The sequence below is a fragment of the Arthrobacter sp. MYb214 genome (assembly GCF_002979865.1).
In the GTDB taxonomy this organism is placed as follows: Bacteria; Actinomycetota; Actinomycetes; order Actinomycetales; family Micrococcaceae; genus Glutamicibacter.
The window spans coordinates 79,028-98,539 of record NZ_PCPZ01000008.1 but is presented as its reverse complement, the minus strand read 5'-3'; the positions used below and the strand labels follow the sequence as shown (position 1 = coordinate 98,539).

At 61.1% G+C, this 19,512-nt stretch carries 22 protein-coding genes and 4 tRNA genes; 17 read left to right on the top strand and 9 right to left on the bottom strand.

Annotated elements, in window-relative coordinates; all coding sequences use genetic code 11:
* Positions 1 to 211: 211 nt before the first annotated feature.
* Positions 212 to 706 (bottom strand): hypothetical protein, encoded by a 495-nt coding sequence (locus CQ012_RS16460; RefSeq protein WP_219844377.1) that lies wholly within the window; start codon positions 704 to 706, stop codon positions 212 to 214.
* Positions 707 to 972: 266 nt separating this feature from the next.
* Here CQ012_RS16460 and CQ012_RS16455 point away from each other — a divergent pair, with 266 nt between their 5' ends.
* The 7 genes from CQ012_RS16455 to CQ012_RS16425 all read left to right on the top strand — a co-directional run bounded on the left by CQ012_RS16455 (position 973) and on the right by CQ012_RS16425 (position 5,388).
* Positions 973 to 1,530: a dihydrofolate reductase family protein gene (locus CQ012_RS16455; RefSeq protein WP_105662675.1), complete on the top strand. Its 558-nt coding sequence runs from the start codon at positions 973 to 975 to the stop codon at positions 1,528 to 1,530.
* A gap of 210 nt (positions 1,531 to 1,740) precedes the next feature.
* A complete protein-coding gene (locus CQ012_RS16450; protein WP_105662674.1) occupies positions 1,741 to 2,610 on the top strand; it encodes a glycerophosphodiester phosphodiesterase in 870 nt (289 codons plus the stop codon).
* A 5-nt stretch (positions 2,611 to 2,615) separates the two neighbouring features.
* Complete coding sequence (locus CQ012_RS16445; protein WP_105662673.1) at positions 2,616 to 3,302, top strand: alanyl-tRNA editing protein; 687 nt, start codon at positions 2,616 to 2,618, stop codon at positions 3,300 to 3,302.
* A complete protein-coding gene (locus tag CQ012_RS16440) occupies positions 3,283 to 4,014 on the top strand; it encodes an AzlC family ABC transporter permease (protein WP_286134236.1) in 732 nt (243 codons plus the stop codon). The genes CQ012_RS16445 and CQ012_RS16440 overlap by 20 nt, the downstream gene beginning before the upstream one ends.
* A complete protein-coding gene (locus tag CQ012_RS16435) occupies positions 4,011 to 4,328 on the top strand; it encodes an AzlD domain-containing protein (RefSeq protein WP_105657874.1) in 318 nt (105 codons plus the stop codon). The genes CQ012_RS16440 and CQ012_RS16435 overlap by 4 nt, the downstream gene beginning before the upstream one ends.
* Positions 4,329 to 4,381: 53 nt before the next feature.
* Entirely contained in the window at positions 4,382 to 4,702 is a 321-nt protein-coding gene (locus tag CQ012_RS16430; protein ID WP_105662672.1) for a thiamine-binding protein, read from the top strand.
* Positions 4,699 to 5,388 carry an O-methyltransferase gene (locus tag CQ012_RS16425; RefSeq protein WP_105662671.1) on the top strand — a complete coding sequence of 230 codons (690 nt, stop codon included), beginning with the start codon at positions 4,699 to 4,701 and terminating at the stop codon, positions 5,386 to 5,388. The genes CQ012_RS16430 and CQ012_RS16425 overlap by 4 nt, the downstream gene beginning before the upstream one ends.
* Here the strand turns inward: CQ012_RS16425 and CQ012_RS16420 are convergent.
* Entirely contained in the window at positions 5,385 to 5,765 is a 381-nt protein-coding gene (locus CQ012_RS16420) for a hypothetical protein (protein ID WP_105657877.1), read from the bottom strand. The two genes, CQ012_RS16425 and CQ012_RS16420, sit on opposite strands and share 4 nt — an antisense overlap.
* Positions 5,766 to 5,917: 152 nt before the next feature.
* Between CQ012_RS16420 and CQ012_RS16415 the strand changes: the two genes are divergently transcribed.
* Both CQ012_RS16415 and CQ012_RS16410 read left to right on the top strand, forming a co-directional pair.
* A complete protein-coding gene (locus CQ012_RS16415; protein ID WP_286134237.1) occupies positions 5,918 to 6,424 on the top strand; it encodes a GNAT family N-acetyltransferase in 507 nt (168 codons plus the stop codon).
* Positions 6,417 to 7,244: a spermidine synthase gene (locus CQ012_RS16410; protein ID WP_286134706.1), complete on the top strand. Its 828-nt coding sequence runs from the start codon at positions 6,417 to 6,419 to the stop codon at positions 7,242 to 7,244. Before CQ012_RS16415 ends, CQ012_RS16410 begins: the two co-directional genes overlap by 8 nt.
* Here the strand turns inward: CQ012_RS16410 and CQ012_RS16405 are convergent.
* The gene (locus CQ012_RS16405; protein WP_181149090.1) at positions 7,241 to 7,750 is read right to left on the bottom strand and encodes a DUF2087 domain-containing protein; all 510 of its coding nucleotides are present in this window, start codon (positions 7,748 to 7,750) and stop codon (positions 7,241 to 7,243) included. The genes CQ012_RS16410 and CQ012_RS16405 overlap by 4 nt on opposite strands.
* A 92-nt stretch (positions 7,751 to 7,842) precedes the next feature.
* Entirely contained in the window at positions 7,843 to 9,294 is a 1,452-nt protein-coding gene (locus CQ012_RS16400; RefSeq protein ID WP_181148871.1) for an NCS2 family permease, read from the bottom strand.
* Between the two features lie 169 nt (positions 9,295 to 9,463).
* Here CQ012_RS16400 and CQ012_RS16395 point away from each other — a divergent pair, with 169 nt between their 5' ends.
* Positions 9,464 to 10,441, top strand: coding sequence for a universal stress protein (locus CQ012_RS16395; protein WP_105657882.1), 978 nt, complete (start codon positions 9,464 to 9,466; stop codon positions 10,439 to 10,441).
* 78 nt (positions 10,442 to 10,519) lie between these two features.
* On the opposite strand, the gene CQ012_RS16390 is transcribed toward CQ012_RS16395, so the two are convergent.
* Positions 10,520 to 12,214, bottom strand: coding sequence for an NlpC/P60 family protein (locus CQ012_RS16390; protein WP_146112984.1), 1,695 nt, complete (start codon positions 12,212 to 12,214; stop codon positions 10,520 to 10,522).
* Positions 12,215 to 12,992: 778 nt separating this feature from the next.
* Entirely contained in the window at positions 12,993 to 13,364 is a 372-nt protein-coding gene (locus tag CQ012_RS16385; RefSeq protein WP_105662666.1) for a metallopeptidase family protein, read from the bottom strand.
* 138 nt (positions 13,365 to 13,502) lie between these two features.
* Between CQ012_RS16385 and CQ012_RS16380 the strand changes: the two genes are divergently transcribed.
* The 4 genes from CQ012_RS16380 (at position 13,503) to CQ012_RS16365 (ending at position 13,961) form a co-directional block, all read left to right on the top strand.
* Positions 13,503 to 13,575, top strand: a tRNA-Glu gene (locus tag CQ012_RS16380).
* 55 nt (positions 13,576 to 13,630) lie between these two features.
* Positions 13,631 to 13,704 (top strand) — tRNA-Asp (locus CQ012_RS16375).
* Between the two features lie 49 nt (positions 13,705 to 13,753).
* A tRNA-Phe gene (locus CQ012_RS16370) sits at positions 13,754 to 13,826 on the top strand.
* A 61-nt stretch (positions 13,827 to 13,887) separates the two neighbouring features.
* Positions 13,888 to 13,961 (top strand) — tRNA-Asp (locus tag CQ012_RS16365).
* Positions 13,962 to 14,013: 52 nt separating this feature from the next.
* On the opposite strand, the gene CQ012_RS16360 is transcribed toward CQ012_RS16365, so the two are convergent.
* Positions 14,014 to 14,868 carry a DUF8083 family protein gene (locus CQ012_RS16360; protein ID WP_286134704.1) on the bottom strand — a complete coding sequence of 285 codons (855 nt, stop codon included), beginning with the start codon at positions 14,866 to 14,868 and terminating at the stop codon, positions 14,014 to 14,016.
* 2 nt (positions 14,869 to 14,870) lie between these two features.
* Complete coding sequence (locus CQ012_RS16355) at positions 14,871 to 15,671, bottom strand: exodeoxyribonuclease III (protein ID WP_105657885.1); 801 nt, start codon at positions 15,669 to 15,671, stop codon at positions 14,871 to 14,873.
* A gap of 105 nt (positions 15,672 to 15,776) precedes the next feature.
* Between CQ012_RS16355 and CQ012_RS16350 the strand changes: the two genes are divergently transcribed.
* Positions 15,777 to 16,829 (top strand): 3-hydroxyisobutyryl-CoA hydrolase, encoded by a 1,053-nt coding sequence (locus tag CQ012_RS16350; protein WP_105662665.1) that lies wholly within the window; start codon positions 15,777 to 15,779, stop codon positions 16,827 to 16,829.
* Positions 16,826 to 17,722, top strand: a complete 897-nt coding sequence (mmsB, locus tag CQ012_RS16345) for a 3-hydroxyisobutyrate dehydrogenase (protein ID WP_105662664.1) — start codon at positions 16,826 to 16,828, stop codon at positions 17,720 to 17,722. Before CQ012_RS16350 ends, mmsB begins: the two co-directional genes overlap by 4 nt.
* Here mmsB and CQ012_RS16340 read toward each other — a convergent pair.
* Positions 17,717 to 18,220, bottom strand: a complete 504-nt coding sequence (locus CQ012_RS16340; protein ID WP_105658003.1) for a MarR family winged helix-turn-helix transcriptional regulator — start codon at positions 18,218 to 18,220, stop codon at positions 17,717 to 17,719. The genes mmsB and CQ012_RS16340 overlap by 6 nt on opposite strands.
* A 72-nt stretch (positions 18,221 to 18,292) precedes the next feature.
* On the opposite strand from CQ012_RS16340, the gene CQ012_RS16335 reads away from it, so the two are divergent.
* Positions 18,293 to 19,435 carry an acyl-CoA dehydrogenase family protein gene (locus CQ012_RS16335; protein WP_105662663.1) on the top strand — a complete coding sequence of 381 codons (1,143 nt, stop codon included), beginning with the start codon at positions 18,293 to 18,295 and terminating at the stop codon, positions 19,433 to 19,435.
* Positions 19,436 to 19,512: the final 77 nt, after the last annotated feature.

Sequence of the window (19,512 nt, the reverse complement as noted above, 5' to 3'; positions counted from 1 at the left end):
GGTCACCGCCGGACTTAACTTGAGTAGATGGTTTGAGGCCCTGGTACCGTTTGGTGCCGGGGCCTCACCTGTTTAACCCGTGCAGGGGCCAGGCATGAAAGCCTGGCCCCTGCACTTGTTTAAGCACTGTTCCTGTTGGCTTGCGGCCTGCCTATTATCGAAGCATCGCAATCGCTTTGAACCGCTTCAAGCAGTCCAAGGAGTGAGAAGACTAGTGGGCTGCTTCTTCGGCTTCAATTATTGACGCGAGTACCAGGTCTTCGATGGTGAGCATCACGGTGCTATCCGACCGGTCAAATAGCTGCAGGGTGATGCTCCGGCCATTACAGCGCCACATGCCCACCGACTGATCTTCGTCGTCCCAAGGGCGCTCAGGAGTGCCATACAGTTGGGAAAGCTGCGCCTGCAGGGCTTCGTAGCCATACTGGGCCACCGGGTCCTGGGCGTTCAGCGATCCGTAGAGGTGGGTGCAGACGCTGAGGAATTGCTGACGGTAAGTATCCCAAAAACTCACCATTTTTCCTGGCAGGCCGAGGTCTAGGCTCATCATTTGATGTGGTGAATCGTGGTCTTCGGCATCAACGTTGTTTCCGGAAACGAATCCAAGGGCACCGAACAGGACTTCACGCTCGACTTCGGTCTTTGGCCAGGGGCCTTGGACCAGGCCCTGGACAATGGGCATGAGGTCGCGGGGACCAGGGGACAAACTTGGGGATGAGTCTGGTGGCGGCATACTGCGAGCCTACCTTTGACGCTTAGTCTCCCGGAAGATGAGTGTGAAATTGTGTTTCGCTTACAGGTTCTGCATCCAACGCAGATGCTGGGCGGACATCGCCGATGCGAACGGGCCTGTCTCTGCTTTCGCACCGGTTGCCTGATGATGCATCGTCGCTGCTTGACGTGGCTGGCCGGCAACCCTACAGTCAAGGCACCGGGGACCTGGTGGTGAGGCTATAGCTACAGGAGCTTGCGATGGGACAATTGACATTCAGCATCAACGTCACGCTGGATGGCTGTGTAGATCATCGCGAAGGCATCGCCGACGACGAATTGCACGACTACTTCACACGACTGATGAATGCGCACGGAGCGATGCTCTGGGGGCGTGCCACCTACGAGCTGATGGAAGATTACTGGCCGGCCGTCGCTCATGGAGATATCGCAGCGCCACCAGCGCTGCTTCGCTGGGCGCAGCAGCTGGAGGAGAAGCCCAAGTACGTTGTCTCAAGCACCCGCACCGCGTACTCGTGGAAGAATTCGCACTTGCTAAGCGGCGACCTACGCGCCTCGGTGCAGAAGCTGAAGGACCAGTACCCCAATGGAGTGCTGCTCGGTAGCGGCAAATTGGCAACGGTTCTGGACCGGATGGAACTTATCGACGAATACCACTTCCTAGTCCATCCAGTCATCGCCGGGCATGGACCAACCCTGCATGAGGCAGGATTGCAGGATTCCCGTCACCTCCAGTTGATATCAGCGCAGCCGCTGGCCAGCGGGGCAATCGCAGCCAGCTATCGGCGTGCAGGCTGATTCCCATGACGATGGCGATTTTGCCTTGGAATTCCGGGGCAGAATCAGGAAAGCGGACACCTTTTCTTGCCGGGTAACTTCGTGTTTTGCACGATGGCAGCAAGTGCTTGCATCCGCAGGCCGAAGCCACGAAAGCAGTCGAAGAAATAAGCGTCTTGGCAGAGGGCAATCTGCGTTGCCAAGGAGCGATGATCGCGTAGCGTAGGAATTATGGATACGCTTTTTTTCGCCCATCGTGGCAGCTCCCATAAATATTCGGAGAACACTCGTGCTGCCTATCTGCAGGCCATCGACGAAGGCGCCGATGGAATCGAATGCGACGTCCATCTGAGCAAAGACGGAATCGTCGTCTGCCACCACGATCCAACAGTCGACCGCACCTCTGATTCAGCCGGTCTGGTTGCCGGATTTACCTTGGCCCAGATGAAAGCCATGGACTTCACTGGAGTCGTTCCGAGCCTGGTCCCGGCCGAGTACGGGGCGGAGAATGAACAGCTCCTGAGCCTCGGCGAACTTTTCGAGCTCATTGAAGCACGCGGCAAGCCAATTGGCCTGGCTATCGAAATCAAGCATCCAAGCCCCTATGGCCACCTGCTCGAAAAGGGTGTGCTGCAGGTCTTGGCAGCCCATGGCTTCGACCCGCAGACGGGCACGGCCGGCTCGCAAGGGCAGATCGCGGTGACCCTGATGAGCTTTGAGCCGAATTCCCTGCGCTATCTGGCACGCACCGTCAGCACTTCACTATTGTGCCAGCTGATGACCGAGGTCAACCCGGACTATGTCCGGCAGCTCATTGATTCCGGCGACCTGGGGCGAGCAGGTGTCTACGATGTTCTTTACCGCTCCGTGCCTGAAGGAATCGAACTGATCAACGCAGGGGGAGCTGGCATCATTGGATCCGGGGTCGCCTGGACCCGAGCCAATGAGCATCTTGTGCGCCGATGGCTGGAACAAGGGCTGAAGGCGCGCATCTGGACGGTTGACCGTCCCGCGGATGCGCAATTCCTGGTGGACCTGGGTGTCGGGGAATTGACGAGCAACCGCCCGGCAGAACTGCGCAAAGAATTGGAGCTGAGCTAGGCCACATGAACACCGGAGAAATCGCACAGGTCAACCTGTACCTGCAGGACACGTACATTTTTGCTGCGGAGGCCCGAGTCATTGCAACGGGAAGCGGCGAAGACGGGCAGTGGATTGCCCTGAGCCCCAATATCTTCCATCCCCGTGGTGGAGGCCAGCCCGAAGACTCAGGCACCGTGGACGGGCTGCCTGTCTCAGTCCAGCGCGACGCGAATGCACTGGTGGTCTTGTACGGCGCCGGCGCCCGGCAGGTGGGTGATCAGGTCCTAGCTGAGATCGATGGCGAGCTGCGCCTTTCCCATGCCGCATTGCACACCGCAGGGCACGTCCTGGGCTTCGCTGGCGAAGACCGCGGCTGGCAGCACCAGGGCCACTCGCACTTCCCTGGGCAGTCGCGCCTCGACTTCGATCCGGCCAGCCTCGACCTGCCATTGGGCGATGAGAACGAACGGGCCGCCGCCAAGGCCTGGCTCCAAGGACGCGTCGATGAACTCATCGCTGGCGGCGGAGAAATCACAACGGCCACCGATGCTCAGGGCATCCGTACCGTGAGCATCGCCGGGGTGAATGCCGAACCTTGCGGTGGCACCCACGTGAAGCACCTGAACCAGCTGCAGCACGTCGAGATCGGCGACGCAAAGGTCAAGCGCGGTGTCTACAAGGTCAGGTACGATGCACGCCACGTCCGCTAGCTGGTTCACTCCGGCGACCAGGATGGGCCTTTCCATCGCGATCGCCACCGGGCTCTACGGCATTTCCTTCGGGGCCCTGTCCATTGCTGCAGGACTGGATCTGTGGCAAACCGTTGCCTTGAGCGCCTTGATGTTCACCGGCGGATCGCAGTTCGCCTTTATCGGCGTGATCTCAGGCGGAGGTGCTGCCTCGGCAGCGTTCTCCGCCGCTTCGCTGCTGGGAATCCGCAATGCCGTGTACGGGATGCAGATCAAGCAGGCATTGCGGCCTTTGGGACGGCATGTGCCCTGGATGGCCCAGGTGACCATCGATGAATCCACCGCAGTCAGCTTGGGGCAATCGGACCTGGCCGAGAAGCGCCGTGGTTTCTTCACCGCCGGGGTGGGCGTCTACGTCCTGTGGAATCTGTTCACCCTCGTCGGAGCCTTGCTCGGAGAACGCATGGGGGACCCCGCGGCTTGGGGGCTCGATGGCGCCGCGGTCGCCGCCTTCATCGGTTTGCTCTGGCCGCGCTTGAAGTCAGTTGAACCGGTCATGATCGCGATTGCGGCCGCAATCCTCACCGCGCTGGCTGTGCCGGTCACCGCGCCGGGCTTGCCGATTCTGGTAACCGCGGCCTGCGCTGCGATCTACGCGGTGGCCACCGGCCGCCGGACCCCGGCTGCGACCGAGCACGGCGATCTGGAAAGCATTGAGGAGGACCAGCCTTGAGCGAATTGAGCTGGTGGATTCTGGGAGCCTGCCTGACGGCCTACGCAATCAAGCTCTGCGGCTACTTTGTGCCACGCAAGGTTCTGGACTCGCCGACCATGTCCCATGTCGCGGCCACGCTGACCATTGCGTTGCTCGCCTCGTTGGTGACGGTCAACGCCTTCACCTCCGGGCAGGAACTGGTGATTGACGCCCGTATCGGTGCGCTCGCGGCGGCGATTATCGCCCTGGCTTTCAAGGCACCCTATCTTGTCGTCGTTGTCGTCGGTGCGCTGGCGGCCATCGTCTTGAGGGCGAGCGGACTAGCTGCCTAGATATTGCCTGCAAGGCGGATGACAAGCACAAGGCGTAGTGGGACAGTGGAAGCATGATTGTAGCTTTCTCCGTAGCCCCAAGTAACGACAACCCCAACGGTTCGGTCCACGATGCAGTGGCCGAAGCGGTTAAAATCGTCCGCGATTCTGGCCTCCCCAATCGCACCAGCTCCATGTTCACCGAGATCGAAGGTGAATGGGACGAAGTCATGGAGGTAGTCAAGCAAGCCACCATGGCCGTTGGCCGATTTGGTTCGCGCGTCTCGCTGGTGTTGAAAGCCGATATCCGCCCCGGTTACGACGGCGAGCTCGATGGCAAAATCCAACGCCTGGAGAAGGCTATTGAGGATAGCGAGGAGAACATGCCGTCATGATCCACCATTCTGCAGAGCACCATGCCGCAGCCGTCGATGAATATTTGGAACAGGCGCTGGGGCTGCGCGTTGATGCCTTGGAGGCAGGCCGGGAGCATTCCCATAGTTCCGGGCTTCCGAGGATTGAAGTCAGTCCTGCCCAGGGAAAGTTCCTCCAGCTGCTCACCGAGATCACAGGTGCCCGGAGGGTCCTCGAGATCGGAACCCTCGGGGGCTACTCCACCAGCTGGCTCGCCCGGGGCGTCGGTGCAGCTGGTACCGTCATCAGCTGCGAATTTGAACCCCTGCATGCCTCGATTGCGCGTGAGAACTTGCAGCGGGCAGGGCTTTCAGAACGTGTTGAAATCCGGTTGGGGGCCGCTCAGGGTTCCATGGATTCGCTGATTTCCAAACGCGTTGCACCATTTGACCTGATCTTCATAGATGCCGATAAGCGCAACAACGTGCCCTACCTGGAACGCGCACTGGAGCTGGCGCATTCAGGCACCGTGCTGGTGCTCGACAACGTGGTGCGCAGCGGCGCGGTCTTGGATGACCCATCCCGGAATGGGACGCAAGAAGCCGATGTTCGCGGAATCCAGGACTCTTTGCGGTGGTTGCGCGATGACCCGCGCGTATCAGCCACGGCGCTGCAGACTGTAGGCGTCAAGGGGTGGGACGGGTTCGCGCTAGCGCGAGTCCTCTAGCGCGTTGGATAGCGCTCGGGGCGCTCGAATTCGAGTTCCCCGGCTTCATCGTGCTTGAACGGCGGCGACTTCAGGATCAAGAAGTACACGCCCAATCCGCAGAGAATGCCCATCGGCGGTCCGACCCACAGGGCATAACCGGTATTGCGCACCAGCCCCGCAACTACCGGGCCAACCAGCATGGGAACGATGTAGTAGTAGTGGTCCGGTTCGGCCGGGCCCCAGAAGCGTTCGAACCTGGCCAGAATGCTGAAGCCGGCGGCTAGGAGAACGCAACCGAGCAAAATCACCCAGAAGGTCGAGGAAAGGCTGATGGTCAGGGTCAGGGAACCGACAAGGCCACCAGTCAAGGCAGCGTATTTTGTATTCCGGTTCAAGTCCGACCCTCCTTTGAGCCAAAAAGTTTACGACTACGTGAATATTTTTTCAAGCATTTGGACAGTCCGCAATACTACTTTAGTAGGAGGGGGCCTTGGTGCGTTGGAAGAAAATAGCGAAGTCACTGCCGTAGGCTAGAGAAGTGCCGCAAATGAACGACTACCGAATCCGACTGGCTACTGAACAAGACGTCCGCCCAGCGCTGCAAATGAAATTGCAAGCCTGGCGAGAAGCGTACGCCACACTTCGCGATGAGTCCTTTTTCGCCCACCATGAAGGCCAACTTGATGGCCAGACAGCCTGGTGGGAACGCGGGCTGGCATCCGGAGCGCAATTCTTCATCGCGGAAGACCGTGATGGCCGCATCATCGGGCTAGCCGGTGGAACTCCGGCCATCGAAGAAGACCAGGATGCCGGAGTGGACGTCGAATTGGGCATGCTCTATGTCCTGGAAGAGTACTACGGTACCGGACTGGGCCAGCACCTCTTCGATGTTGTCCTTGGACAGCACGACGCCCTGGTCTGGGTCCTGCAAGGCAACGAGAGGGCCCTGGCCTTCTTCGCGAAGCAGGGATTCACGCCTGATGGAACCAGTGAAGCCCTGACTGGCAGCTGGGATGGCTTAATCGAACAACGAATGGTGCGCGCGCGTGGCTAGGGATGCCAAGGAATCAATGCTCGGAGAGTATCCGATCGACACCGGAACGGCGATCATTGAAGCTGATCCCTACGGCGCCAGCCGCTATATCCTGAAGGTCAACGGCGTGCCCTCCTCCCATGTGGACCTGGAGGACCCGGCCTACCTCGATTTCGAGTACATGCGCTGGATGGAACCGGTCTTCGCCATCGGTTTCCCGGCCGGGCAATACGACGGGCGCGCCCGCAAGCTGCGCGTGCTCCACCTTGGCGGAGGTGGCTGCTCCATGGCCCGCTGGGTCGCGGCCAGCTATGAAAACGCCCGGCAGGTCGTGGTGGAGCTGGATGCCAAGCTGGCCGAGCTGGTGCGCGTCCACTTCGAGGTTCCGCGCGCTCCGCTGGTACGCCTGCGCGTGGGAGACGCAGCCCAGGTGCTGCCCACCTTGAGCGATGCGAGCCGCGATGTGATCATCCGCGATGTCTTCGCCGGGAGCACCACCCCGCGCGTGCTGACCACGGCGGACTACGCCCGCGAAACCCAGCGCGTGCTGGATGCCGGGGGCGTCTACATCATGAATTGCGGCGATACCGCGGACCTGTCCGGCGCCAAGGCGGAAGCCGCGACGCTGCTGGAGGTCTTCGAGCATGTGGCCATGATCGCCGACCCGCCGATGCTCAAGGGCCGGCGCTACGGGAACATCGTGTTCCTGGCCAGCGACGAACCGCTCAAGCTCGGCCCTGCATTCGAACGCAGCCTGCGCACTGCGCCGTTGCCGGCGCAGCTGGTTTCAGGGGCGGCAGTGCAGCGCTTCGCCACCGGGGCCGTGCCGATTACCGGCTAGCTCCCGGGGCCCATCCGGTATCCGCTCCCGTCTGCTGCGCGCTGCAGCAGGCCGTGGTCAACCATGTAGCGGCGCAGCAGCGCGACGTCCGGGTGGAATACCCGCAGCCGTTCATTGAGCTGCTCTTCGCGCAGTTCGTCCCCGGCTCCTATCACCGCATTGCGCAGGTAGACCAGCACTTCATGGCGGTCCGCTGGTTTCGCCGGGAGGCTATGCAGCTTGTGTTCGTCGAAGAAGCGGCGGATCCCGACGCGGTCGGCCTTCGCGGCCGAGGCCGAAGCCAAGGTCTTCTCCAGCAGTTCGTCGTTCAGCGCCCAGCCGGACCCCTCTTGGCGCAGAAGCCCGATGCTGGCCCAGCGCTCCAAGTCCTTGCGTTCGGACTTATTGGCCTGCTCGGGTACCCCGTGCCCGCTCAATACCGCCCCGAGAAGCCGGCGCATCGAGGGGTTCTTCAAGCCTGCGGCCACCTGGATCCACTGCCCAGCGGTGTTCTGCTGATCGCTCATAGTGCCCATCCTAGCCAGTTCCCGCCGGGCCGGAGGCAAAAAACGCCCCGCCATCGCCGGAGCAATGACGGGGCGCCTGGAGGGCTTCGGGGCTATTTGACCCCGGCCCACATCTCAATCAGTCCGATGCCGAAGAACAGCACGAAAGCCGCGGAAACAACCCACATCAGCGGGTGGATTTCCTTGGCGCGGCCCTGCGTGGCGCGGATGAAGACGTAGGAGATGAAGCCGGCACCGATGCCATTGGCGATCGAGTAGGTGAACGGCATCAGGGTGAAGGTCAGGAAGGCCGGCAGCGCGATGCCCCAGTCGTTCCAATCGATCTTGGAGACCTGGGTGATCATCATGAAACCGACCACGACCAGTGCCGGCGCCACGGCTTCGAAAGGCACCAGGTAGATCAGCGGGCTCAGGAACATCGCGACGATCATCAGCAGGCCGGTGACTACCGAGGCCAGGCCGGTACGGGCGCCCTCGCCGATGCCGGCACCGGACTCCACGAAGATCTGCGCCGAGGAGCTGGAGGTGCCGCCGCCGACGATCGCGCCGGCCGCATCCACCAGCAGGACCTTGTCCACGTTGGGGATCTGCCCGTTCTCGTCCATGGAACCCGCTTCGGAAGCTAGGCCCACCATGGTGCCCATGGCATCGAAGAAGATCGAGAGCAGGATGACGAAGGCCAGCAGCGAAGCGGCGGTGGCGCCGATCTTGCTGAAGGCGCCGAATACGCTGACCTGGCCGATCAGCGACAGGTCCGGAAGGGTCCACTCGGGCAGCGACGGAACCACCAGCGACCAGGTATTGGTCTCCATCGCGCCGATGTGGAAGACGGCTTCGAGGATGTTGGCAAGGATCGCCGAAACGACGATGCCGATCAGGATCGCGCCCTTGACCTTGCGCACCACCAGGGCCATGGTCAGCAGCAGGCCGACCACGAAGACCAGGATCGGCCAGCCCATCAGCTCTCCGTCGAAGCCCAGGCCCACCGGAACGGTGGTGTTCGCGGCATCCGGGAGGCGCTGGACGAAGCCGGCGTTGACCAGGCCGATCAGTGCGATGAACATGCCGATGCCCACCACGATGGCGGTTTTCAATCCGGCTGGAACCGCATTGAACACCGCGGTCCGGAACCCTGTGAGCACCAGGCCGAACATGACCACACCCGCAATGAGCACCAGGCCCATGACATCAGCCCAGGTCAGTTCCGGGTTGGTTGCCACGGTGATAGCGACGAAGGCGTTGACGCCCAAGCCGGTAGCCATGGCGAATGGGTGGCGGGCCCAGATGCCCATCAGGATGGTCAGGATGCCGGCGACAAATGCGGTCACCGCGGCAACGCGCTGGATGCCCAACTCGCCGCCCGAGGAATCGGCACCGGAAAGAACCAGCGGGTTGAGGACGACGATGTAGCTCATCGCGAAGAAGGTGGCGATGCCGCCGCGAACTTCGGTGGAGAACGTTGAACGCCGTTCCGAAATCTTGAAGTATCGGTCGATGCGCGCGGCCATAGCATTCCCGGACGCGGTTTGTGTGGAGGAGGACATGGAAAAATTCTATGACGTTTCGGGCGCTGATTCATATCGATCCGAGTGTCCAGTAGGCTGTACGCGAAAACTTTAGACCCAACTCACACCTAGAACTGCGGAAGCAAGTACATTGGTGGTAAGGGAAATCACATCCCGTTATATCTGAGGTAGTTGAGGAGCGAGTCTGATGAGTGACGAAGCACCAGTCGCAGCAGAGAAGATTGAAGGAATTGTCGTTGGCGTGGACGGATCCCAGCAGAGCAGATGCGCTTTGCGCTGGGCCGAACGCGAAGCGGTACGCCGCGGCAGCGTGTTGAATATCGTGTCCGCCTACACCATCCCGGTGTTCGCCGCGTCCTCCATGGACGCAGGCTACTCGACCCTGGATGACGACCTGATCCGCGGGGGAGCCGAGGACATTGTGCGCCAGGCCCGCGCAGAGCTTGAAGGCAGCACGGCGGCCATCCGCACCTATATCGAATCCGGCGACCCGTCCGGCGTGCTGCTGGACCTGAGCCAGGACGCCGAATTGGTAGTGGTCGGAACCCGTGGCCGCGGTGGCTTCGTTGGCCGCCTGCTCGGCTCGGTGTCCTCGGCACTGCCCGCGCACTCCAAGTGCCCGACCGTCGTGGTTCCGCTGGCCATGGCCAAGGAGCAGGAAGAGGCCGGTGCCGCCGCGGCGTCGAACCGCAACTGCATCGTGGTCGGCGTTGACGGTTCAGACCGCGCGCGTTCAGCGGTGCTGGCGGCCGCGGACGCGGCCATCGCCAGCGACCTGACGCTGCGCCTGATCTGCGCGGTGCCGCCGGTGGGGGCGGCGCTGGCATGGATGCCGGCGACCGTTGACCAGGAAGCCGTGCTGGAAGATGTGCGCTACCAGATGAGTGTGGGCTCCAAATGGCTTAAGTCGCACTATCCGTCGCTGAAGATGGAAACCGATGTGGTCTCCGGGCCTCCGGTCGAGGTGCTGATCCGCGAATCCGAGCATGCGGTACTGACCGTCACCGGCTCGCGGGGCCGCGGCGGCTTTACCGGGATGCTGCTTGGCTCAACCTCGCAGGGCGTTTTGCACCACTCCAAGGGCCCGGTGATGGTCGTGCCGGACTCGGATGACCCTCGCCTGGAGAACCGCAAGGACTTCGATACGCGGGCGCAGGAGCAGTGACCGCACGCCTGTAGCCAGAATGCAGGAAGGCCGCACACCCAAAAGGGTGTGCGGCCTTCGTGCTCGAGGGGGTGGCACTTAGTAGCGGGCTGCCTTCGGGTAGAGGTTGTTGACGTAGCTCAGTGGAGTCACCGAGATGCCGGCGTTCGGGTTGCGAGCGTGGACGACCTGGCCGTTGCCGATGTAGATGGCTACGTGGTAGAACGAGGAACCGCCGTTGGAAGACGAGAACACCAAGTCGCCTGGGCGCAGGTTGCTCAGCGACACGTACTGCGGGGCGCTAGCGAACTGCTGGGACGAAGTACGTGGCAGGCTGATGCCGGATTTGCCGAAAGCTCGCTGCGAGAAGCTCGAGCAGTCGAAAGCATCGGGACCGTTGGCACCGTAAACGTAGTACTTGCTGGGATCATCCGCGGTCTTCAAGGCCCAGGAAAACGCTGCTGAGTAGTTGCTGCCGGACTGCGGCGCGACTTCAGGCTTCGGCTCCGGCTTAGGTTCCGGCTTTGGCTCAGGCTTAGGCGCTGGCTTCGGGGTGACCTTCGGCTTGGGCTCCGGCTTTGGCTCAGGCTTGGGTGCCGGCTTCGGGGTAGCCTTCGGCTTCGGCTCGGCCTTTTTGGTGGGTTCCGGCTTCGGTTCGGCCTTTTTGGTGGGTTCCGGCTTCGGTTCGGCCTTCTTGGTTGGCTCTGGCTTCGGCTCGGCCTTCTTGGTTGGCTCCGGCTTCGGCTCGGCCTTTTTGGTCGGTTCCGGCTTCGGCTCGGCCTTTTTAGTTGGCTCCGGCTTCGGCGCTACGGGAGGCTCGACAGCTTCCGGTTCCTCTTCAACCTCCTCAGGCTCCGACTCGACCGTTTCCTCTTCAGGTTCGGCCTGCTCCAGCTCACGTGGCTTTTCAACCGAGAGCGGCTGAACGGAGTCTTGCTTCGTTTCGGGAACCTTGGCGGTTTCCTCTTCGGCGATGGCGTCCGCGAGAGCTTTTTCCTGCTCCTGCGTTTCGCGCTCTTCAACCGCCTGGCGAACCTCGGCCTCTTCCTTCTGCTTCAAGGTAGCGAGGTGGCCGATCAAGTCATCGCGCAGCTGCTTCTCAGGTGCGATAGCTGCTTCGTAGGTGGACAGGGTGCTGTTCGCGGTCGCTGCGGCTGCGTCATAGTTGGCTGCAGCTTCTTCGGCGGCGTTCTGTGCCGCATCAGCATATTCCTGCCAAGCCGAAACGAGGCCTTCGGCCTCGGTGGCGGTGTTGACGGACTGGACCTTCTGTTCGCTCAACGCGTCGATGGTAGCGGCCTTGTAGAACAGGTCGCCTTCCTGGTTGTCATCAAGGAGCAGGCTCAGGGTCGAGGTGCCTGCGCCATTGCGGTAGATATCCGAAGCGATAGCACCCAGATCGTTGCGGCTCTGCTCCAGGTAAGTCTTTGCGTACTCGAGCTGTTCTACAGCCTTCTCGGCCGCAGCGGTGCGCAGATCGCGCTCTTCGCCGGCGGTGAGCAGGGATTCCTGAGCCTGAGCGGCCTCAGTTTCAACGCGCTTCAGTTCGGCGCGGCTGGAAGCCAGGGAAGCTTCGATGCGCGCGATCATCGCGTTCGTCGAAGCCTTATCCTTCTTTGCGTCCTGGACCTCTGCGTCCGAAGGTAGCGCGGAAGCGCTAGGTGCGGCAGCGATGGCCACAGACTGAGGAAGCAGAGCTGAAGTAGATGCGGAAGCGGGCAAAGCGCCTGCAATGCAGGACACCGCTAGGGCTAGGGTGCTTGCAGCAACACCGAGCGTGTGGCGAGTAGCCATATCGTTCCTCACTAAGTACTTGGATGACGCGGAGTGCGTGAGTCGTGACCTTCACCGATGAGTAGGTCACGATTCGGATAAGACTCCAAATAGCACATTAGGCCAATTAAGACACGCTTGGCAACACTGTTCACATCAGTCACATGAATCCCATTCGTGTAATTCGCCTGGGTATTCGGCGGTGATCTGCGAAGATAGTGGCATTTGGGATCTGTGTGGCTGATCAAGAGTGGCTGGGAAATTACTCAGACATATATCTCGCCTCGTTACCAAGGTATCGATTGTCATGAAGCTTGGGTAACGTGCCGGAGGGGAATGTGCGGCTGCAAAAAGGTTTGCCTTTAAAAGGGAAAGGTACTCCGGGAGGGCGCAAAGCTCTGCTTCGCTGGGTCTGCCTCGGAGGCGCCGGCTCCAATGGCGAAATCCTTTTGAGGGGGTGCGGTGCCGTGCTCCCAATCGGGATCACCTCGCTGCCCTTGGTGGCGGAGGGGCCCAGAGTCGCTGGGTGGACAAGGGCAAGGGGCATGCCAGGTTCCTCCGGCTGGCTGCACCTGATCACGCCCGGATAAAGCAGCCGCCAGCGGGGCAACGGGAAACCGACCGGCGCGCGAATCGTTGAGAGCCGGCTTTTGGGCGGCTTGCCCGCCGGTCGACTGGACCCGGATGGCGATTCCAAGCGCCATGCCTGTGCTTTGGGTCTCTTTCGACCTCGACTCGACCACTGCATTCGAGTATTTTTGTGAGGCAGATCTCAAAAGAAGATTCTGCGGATTTGGGGCTATGACCACCCTAAATCGTGCAATTTCGCGTCGTCGATTCCGAAGTGATGGGCCACTTCGTGCATCACTGTAATCCCAATTTCCCGCACTACATCTTCACGTGTTTCGCAGGCTCGAAGCGTCGGATTCTTGAAGATCGTTATGCGGTCGGGAAGTGCGCCCGTGCCCCAGTCCAGGTCCCGTTCCGTGAGTGCAATGCCCTCGTATAACCCCAGAATTTCAGGGTTTTCTGATTCTCCTGGAAGCGGCTCATACTCGTCTTCGATGAAGAAAATGACGTTGTCCATCATGGCGAATGCAGCCTCCGGAATGGCGTCGATGGCCTGCTCGACCAGGGTCTGGAATTCGTCGTCATCCATCTCAAAAAGCATGCTTCCAGACTAGGCCCGCGCACCCGATTTGGCATGGGTGAAACTCGTCCAGGTGCCGATTTTGCAAAAGCAAAAAACACTGCGTATAGTTATTGGAGTCCGCTACGGAGAAGCAAGAAACCGAAGCGAACAACTTAGGCCCCCATCGTCTAGCGGCCTAGGACACTGCCCTTTCACGGCAGCGGCACGGGTTCGAATCCCGTTGGGGGTACAAACAACCATTATGTGGTTGTCAGATGGAGAAATCCATTGGCTTGCGAAAGCAAGGCCCTGTAGCGCAGTTGGTTAGCGCGCCGCCCTGTCACGGCGGAGGTCGCGGGTTCAAGTCCCGTCAGGGTCGCTCAATTTACTATTTCAATAGTAGATTTGGTGTCCACTTAGTGGTACCAGGCTCTGTAGCTCAGTTGGTAGAGCGTTCGACTGAAAATCGAAAGGTCACCGGATCGACGCCGGTCGGAGCCACGCAGGCCCTCGGTTTATCCCGGGGGTTTTACTGTGTGACTTGAATTTATTCAAAGCACTAGGCCCTGTAGCGCAGTTGGTTAGCGCGCCGCCCTGTCACGGCGGAGGTCGCGGGTTCAAGTCCCGTCAGGGTCGCACACTAAACAGAAGCTCCGGATTCCGGGGCTTTTGCTGTATCCAGGGGCAGTTAGTTCGCGCGGCCAAGATGCCGCGGACCAATCCAGCGATTGCTCAGCCGGCGGTATGCGGCGGCGGCGCTAGTCATGTCCTCGTCTTCCAACGCCTGAATGCCGTGCATCAAGTCGTTCGCGGAATCATCGGGCCACACAATTTCTGCCAACAGGCCATAATCCAGTTCAATGACCGATCTGTTGTCGAAGGATTCCAGCCATCCGCCAAGGCTGCCCAGCTCCTCGAAGAGCTGCGACTGCGGCGCATGGGATGCCAGCGCTTGGACTGCCCAAGCCAGGCGGTCAATGGCCTGTTCGAAAGTGGCGTACATGCGAACCGTCTTCAGCTGCTCACCGCTGTGAACCAGCTCGTGCTCGTCGTCCTCGCGGAAGAGGGCAAACCAGCCCAGCGGGATGCCCCATGAAGAGGTCCTCGTGTGCAGATGGGTCAGGTCATTGGCCAGGCGGTCGGCATCAACGCGTTGTGCGTTAGCTTGCCGCGCTGCCGGCGGTACCAGCAGGTCGAAAACCTCGGCCCGCATGGCTTCTTCGGCTTGTTCGGCAGCGAGCAGGCTGCGTGCCTGCAATTGCCCCGGGCAATAGCGCGTGTGCTCGGCCCCTTGGTAGTCCAAGGACTTCACGCTGCGGAAGAATTCCGGCTCATTATGCGGGAACGGGTCGGAGACATGGCGCAGGGTGCGGCTCCACAGCCGCTCGTTCTCGAAGTCATCCCACTGCTCCGCGGTGCGCCGCGGGGTACGCAGGATGATGGACTGGGCCCAATCCTCGAAAGCATCCAGCGGCTCGTAGACGCGCAGGTGCGCTGTAGCTGCGGTCAGCTCTGCGGCGGGCCCAATCATCTTTGCCGCCATGACTAGTCGGCCAGCTCCACGATGACCGGGGCGTGGTCGCTGGCGCCCTTGCCCTTGCGTTCTTCGCGGTCAATGCTTGCGCCGGTTACGCGTGCGGTGAGCGCAGGCGAGGTGAGCGAGAAATCGATGCGCATGCCTTCGCCCTTCGGGAAACGCAACTGCGTGTAATCCCAGTAGGTGTATTCGCCTTCGGTGTGCGGGCGCACGACATCGGTGAAGCCCAGCTCCTCGAAGGCAGCGAAGGAGGCGCGCTCTGGCGCCGAGACGTGGGTCAACTTGTTCTCGAGGAAGAAGTCGATATCCCACACGTCTTCGTCCTTTGGCGCGATGTTCCAATCGCCCATCAAGGCAATCTGCGCCTCGGGGTTTTCCGCCAGCCATCGGGCGGATTCCTGCTTGAGCACATCCAGCCAGTTCAGCTTGTAGCCCATGTGCTCATCATCCAACGCGCGTCCGTTGGGTACATACAGGCTCCAGACACGCACTCCGCCACAGGTTGCCGCGATGGCGCGAGGCTCCTGGATCGGATTCTTGCCGGCCTTGCCGAATTCCGGCTGCCCGGGGAAGGTGCGCTCAACATCCTCGAGGCCAACGCGAGAAGCGATGGCAACGCCATTCCACTGGTTGACTCCGAAGTGCGCTACCTCGTAATCGTTGTTCTCGAACAGTTCCCAGGGGAAATTGTCGTCTTTGCACTTAGTTTCCTGGATAGCCAGGACATCTACATCGGTACGTCGCAGCCAGTCCTCAACACGGTCGGCGCGGGCTCGCAGCGAGTTCACATTCCAGGTTGCAATCTTCACTAGTTCAACCTATCAAGTTTGCTGTCTTGTGCCACTTCAATTTAGTTGGAAGTCCGAGTATATTCGACACTAGTAGGTGACCTCAATCACTCAAAGGAGAGTCTGTTGCCTGAGATTCTGACCGAACGCCGGGGGCACCTGGGGCTCATTACGCTGAACCGGCCGAAGGCCCTGAACGCCCTCAACGCGGACATGTGCCGCGACTTCCTCGACGTGCTGCTGGAATGGCGCGATGACCCGGATATCGCTCAGGTAGCGGTTATGGGCGCAGGGGAGCGCGGCCTGTGCGCCGGCGGGGATATCGTGGCGATCTACCGGGATATCTTGGACCGCAGCGGTGCTTCGGCTGACTTCTGGCGCATTGAATACCAGCTCAACGTCCTGATCGACGAGTACCCCAAGCCGTACATTGCGCTCATGGACGGAATCGTCCTTGGCGGCGGCATCGGCATCTCGGCGCATGGCAGCCATCGCATAGTTACCGAAACCAGCCGTTGCGGCATGCCGGAAGTCGGTATCGGATTCTTCCCGGACGTAGGCGGAACGCATTTGCTGGCGCGTGCCCCGCATGCGGCCGGACGATTGGCGGCATTGACTGGAATGAAATTCGGCGCGGCCGACACCATCGCTTTGGGCCTGGCCGACTCGTATGTGCCCGAGGCCCGGATCCCCGACGTGCTCGCAGACCTCGAGGTCCAGCCGGCCGCGTCGGTGCTGGCCAGCTATGCCGAGACTCCGGAGCCTGGCTTCCTGCACGAAGAATGGGTGCAGGCCTTCGGCGAGGCAAGCACCCCAGCGGTCATGCGTGCACTGGAGCTGCACGAGTACCCGCAAGCCCAAGAGGCGTTGAAGGCATTGGGCGCCGCCTGCCCGAGCTCGGTGCGCTTGGCCGAAGAACTGATCCACCTGGCTGGAGCGGATTTGAGAAAAGACCTGCAGCGAGAGTATCGGGCTGCCGTTCACCGGCTTGATGACCCCGATTTCGCCGAGGGTATTCGCGCCGCAGTCATCGACAAGGACCGCACCCCGCAATGGACGGAAGCAGTCCCGGGGCTAAGCCCGGGCCAGCGCACGCAACGGCATTTGGAGCCCCTGTTCGGGTCAGAACTAACTTTCGCACTGCTCGGTGAAGATCTAGCGGAAAAGAGCCACTCATGAACGCAAAACCAGTTATCGGATTCCTGGGCATGGGCCATATGGGATTGCCCATGGCCATCAACCTGCACAAGGCAGGCTACCGGATCAAGGGCTTCGACGTGGTTCCTGATGCGGTGCAGGCCGCCCGAGAAGCAGGCATCGGCACCGTGGCTACCGGAGCCGAGGCGGCCGCCGGCGTGGACATCGTCATCACGATGTTCCCTTCGGGCAAGCACGTGCTCGATGCCTACCGCGAATACCTGCTCGATAGCGCCAAGCCCAATACGCTGTTCCTGGAGTGCTCCACCATCGACGTAGCGCAGGCCCGTGAAGCGGCGCAGCTTGCGGTCTCCGCGGGGCATCGAAGCGCCGACGCTCCGGTGTCCGGGGGCGTGGTCGGGGCAGAAGCGGGGACTTTGACGTTCATGCTCGGTGCGCAGGCCGAAGATCTCGGAGAGATCACCCCGCTGCTGGAGCACATGGGCAAGCGGATCGTGCACTGCGGCGGGTACGGCGCAGGCCAGGCCGCCAAGGTCTGCAACAACATGCTGCTGGGCATCTCGATGATTGGCGCTGCCGAGGCCTTCGTGCTCGGAGAACGGCTGGGCTTGGAGCACCAGGCGCTCTTCGATGTCATTTCCTCCGCGTCGGGGCAATGCTGGTCGGTCACCACCAATTGCCCGGTGCCCGGACCTGTGCCTGCTTCCCCTGCCAATCGCGATTACCAGCCAGGATTTGCCGCAGCGCTGATGGCCAAGGACCTCGGCCTGGCAGCTAGCGCGCTGGAGCATACGAGTACCGATGCCCAGCTCGGCTCCCTGGCCGCAGCGCTGTACCGCAAGTTCAGCGATGAGGGCGATGCGGGAACCGATTTTTCCGGGATCATCAACGCGATCCGCGACGGATCGCTATAGGAAGTCCCCGGAGGCCTTGCGGAATCGGGCCAGGATCTCGAAAATCTCGGTGGCGTCGGTGCCGGAGAGATCGCTCTGGGCAAAGAGCTTTTCGTTCAGATCGCCGCGGGCCGCTGGCAGCACTTGCTGGCCTGCGGCCGTGAGTTCCAAAAGGCGGGTGCGGCCGTCGGTCGGGTGCGGGATGCGCCGCACCAAACCGGTAGCTTCCAGGCGGTCTACCGAATTGGTCAGGCTGGTGGCGTGGACCTGCAGGAGCTGGCTGGCTTGGCTCATGGGCAGGGAGCCGCGCTTGGAGAAACCGAGCAAGGCGAGTACTTCGAATCGCGCAAAGGTCAGCCCGTGCGGCTTGAGGATGGCATCGGCTCGCTGCAGGTAAATCGATGCCGTGCGCATCACCGCGGTAATTGCGGCCATGGAGTCGGCCTCGGCTGACCATCCATGGGAAATCCATTGTTCCCTGGCTTGCGCGATTGGATCGCGTGAGAGCGGAGAAGTCATGTGCATACCCCCAAAAGAAGACTTAGTCCAACAATATACTTGGACATCCTATGGTTTGGAAGGAATCCCCGGATGGACCTCTTGAATGTGGCCGGAGAACTAAGTGGAACCGAACGGCAGCGACTGCTTGGAATCAGGCAGGTAGCGCAGCATCAGGTGCGCAAGCAGTCCGTTGGCTATTGGGACCGCGAAGAATTTCCGACCGAGCTGATCGGAAAACTGGCCGAACTCGGACTGGGCGGATTGCAGCTGGGGGACAGCTCGCATCTGCTGCGGGGGCTGATCCATGCAGAACTCGCCCGCGCCGATATTTCAATCTCATCCGTGGTCGGCATCCACAACGAACTGGTGCTCGGGATGATCCGCGATTTGGGGTCGGAGGAGCAGCGCGCGCAATGGCTGGGCAAGCTCGCCGGCTTTGAAGCCTACGGCGCATTTGCGCTGACCGAACCGGAACATGGATCGGATATCGCCGGCGGCATACGGAGCACCGCGCAGCGCGACGGGGACCAGTACGTTCTGAACGGGGCCAAGCGGTGGATCGGCATGGGCACCTTCAGCGATTTCGCGCTGGTCTGGGCCAAGGACGAGGAAACTTCGCAGGTCGGGGCCTACCTCGTTGAAGCGGACCGCCCTGGATATAGCGCCTCCAAGATCGAACACAAGATCGGGCTGCGCAGCATGCAGAATGCGGATATTCGGCTGGAGAATGTGCGGATTCCCGTCGCGAATAAGCTTCCAGGGGTGACCAGCTTCGCTGCGGCAAACCAGCTATTGATGCAATCTCGCGCGTGGGTGGGGTGGCAGGCTGTCGGCGCGATGATGGCAACGCTCGACATCTGCAGCGAGTACGTCGCGCAGCGCCAGCAGTTCGGGCAGCCGCTGGCCGCTTTCCAGTTGATTCAGCAGCCCCTGGCCGAAATTGCAGGCAACCTGAGCGCCTGCCTTTCCATGATGGGCGATATTGCCCGCAAGCAAGAGCGCGCGGAATTGCACATGGTGGATGCGGCAATGGCGAAGTCGACTGCCACCCGCCTGGCGCGGGATTCGGCCGCCTTGGGCCGAGCGATGCTTGGCGGCAATGGCATTGTGAGCGATTTCGAAATGGCCAAGGTCTTCTGCGATGTCGAGATTCTCCATACCTATGAAGGCACCTATGAAATCAATTCGCTGATTGTGGGACGTGCCCTGACCGGAGTCAGTGCCTTCGTGTAGCCGGGGCATCCGTCCGTTGGAATCTTTCCAGCTAATTCATAACAAGTACTTTCCAAAGTGGAAAGTACTTGTTATGG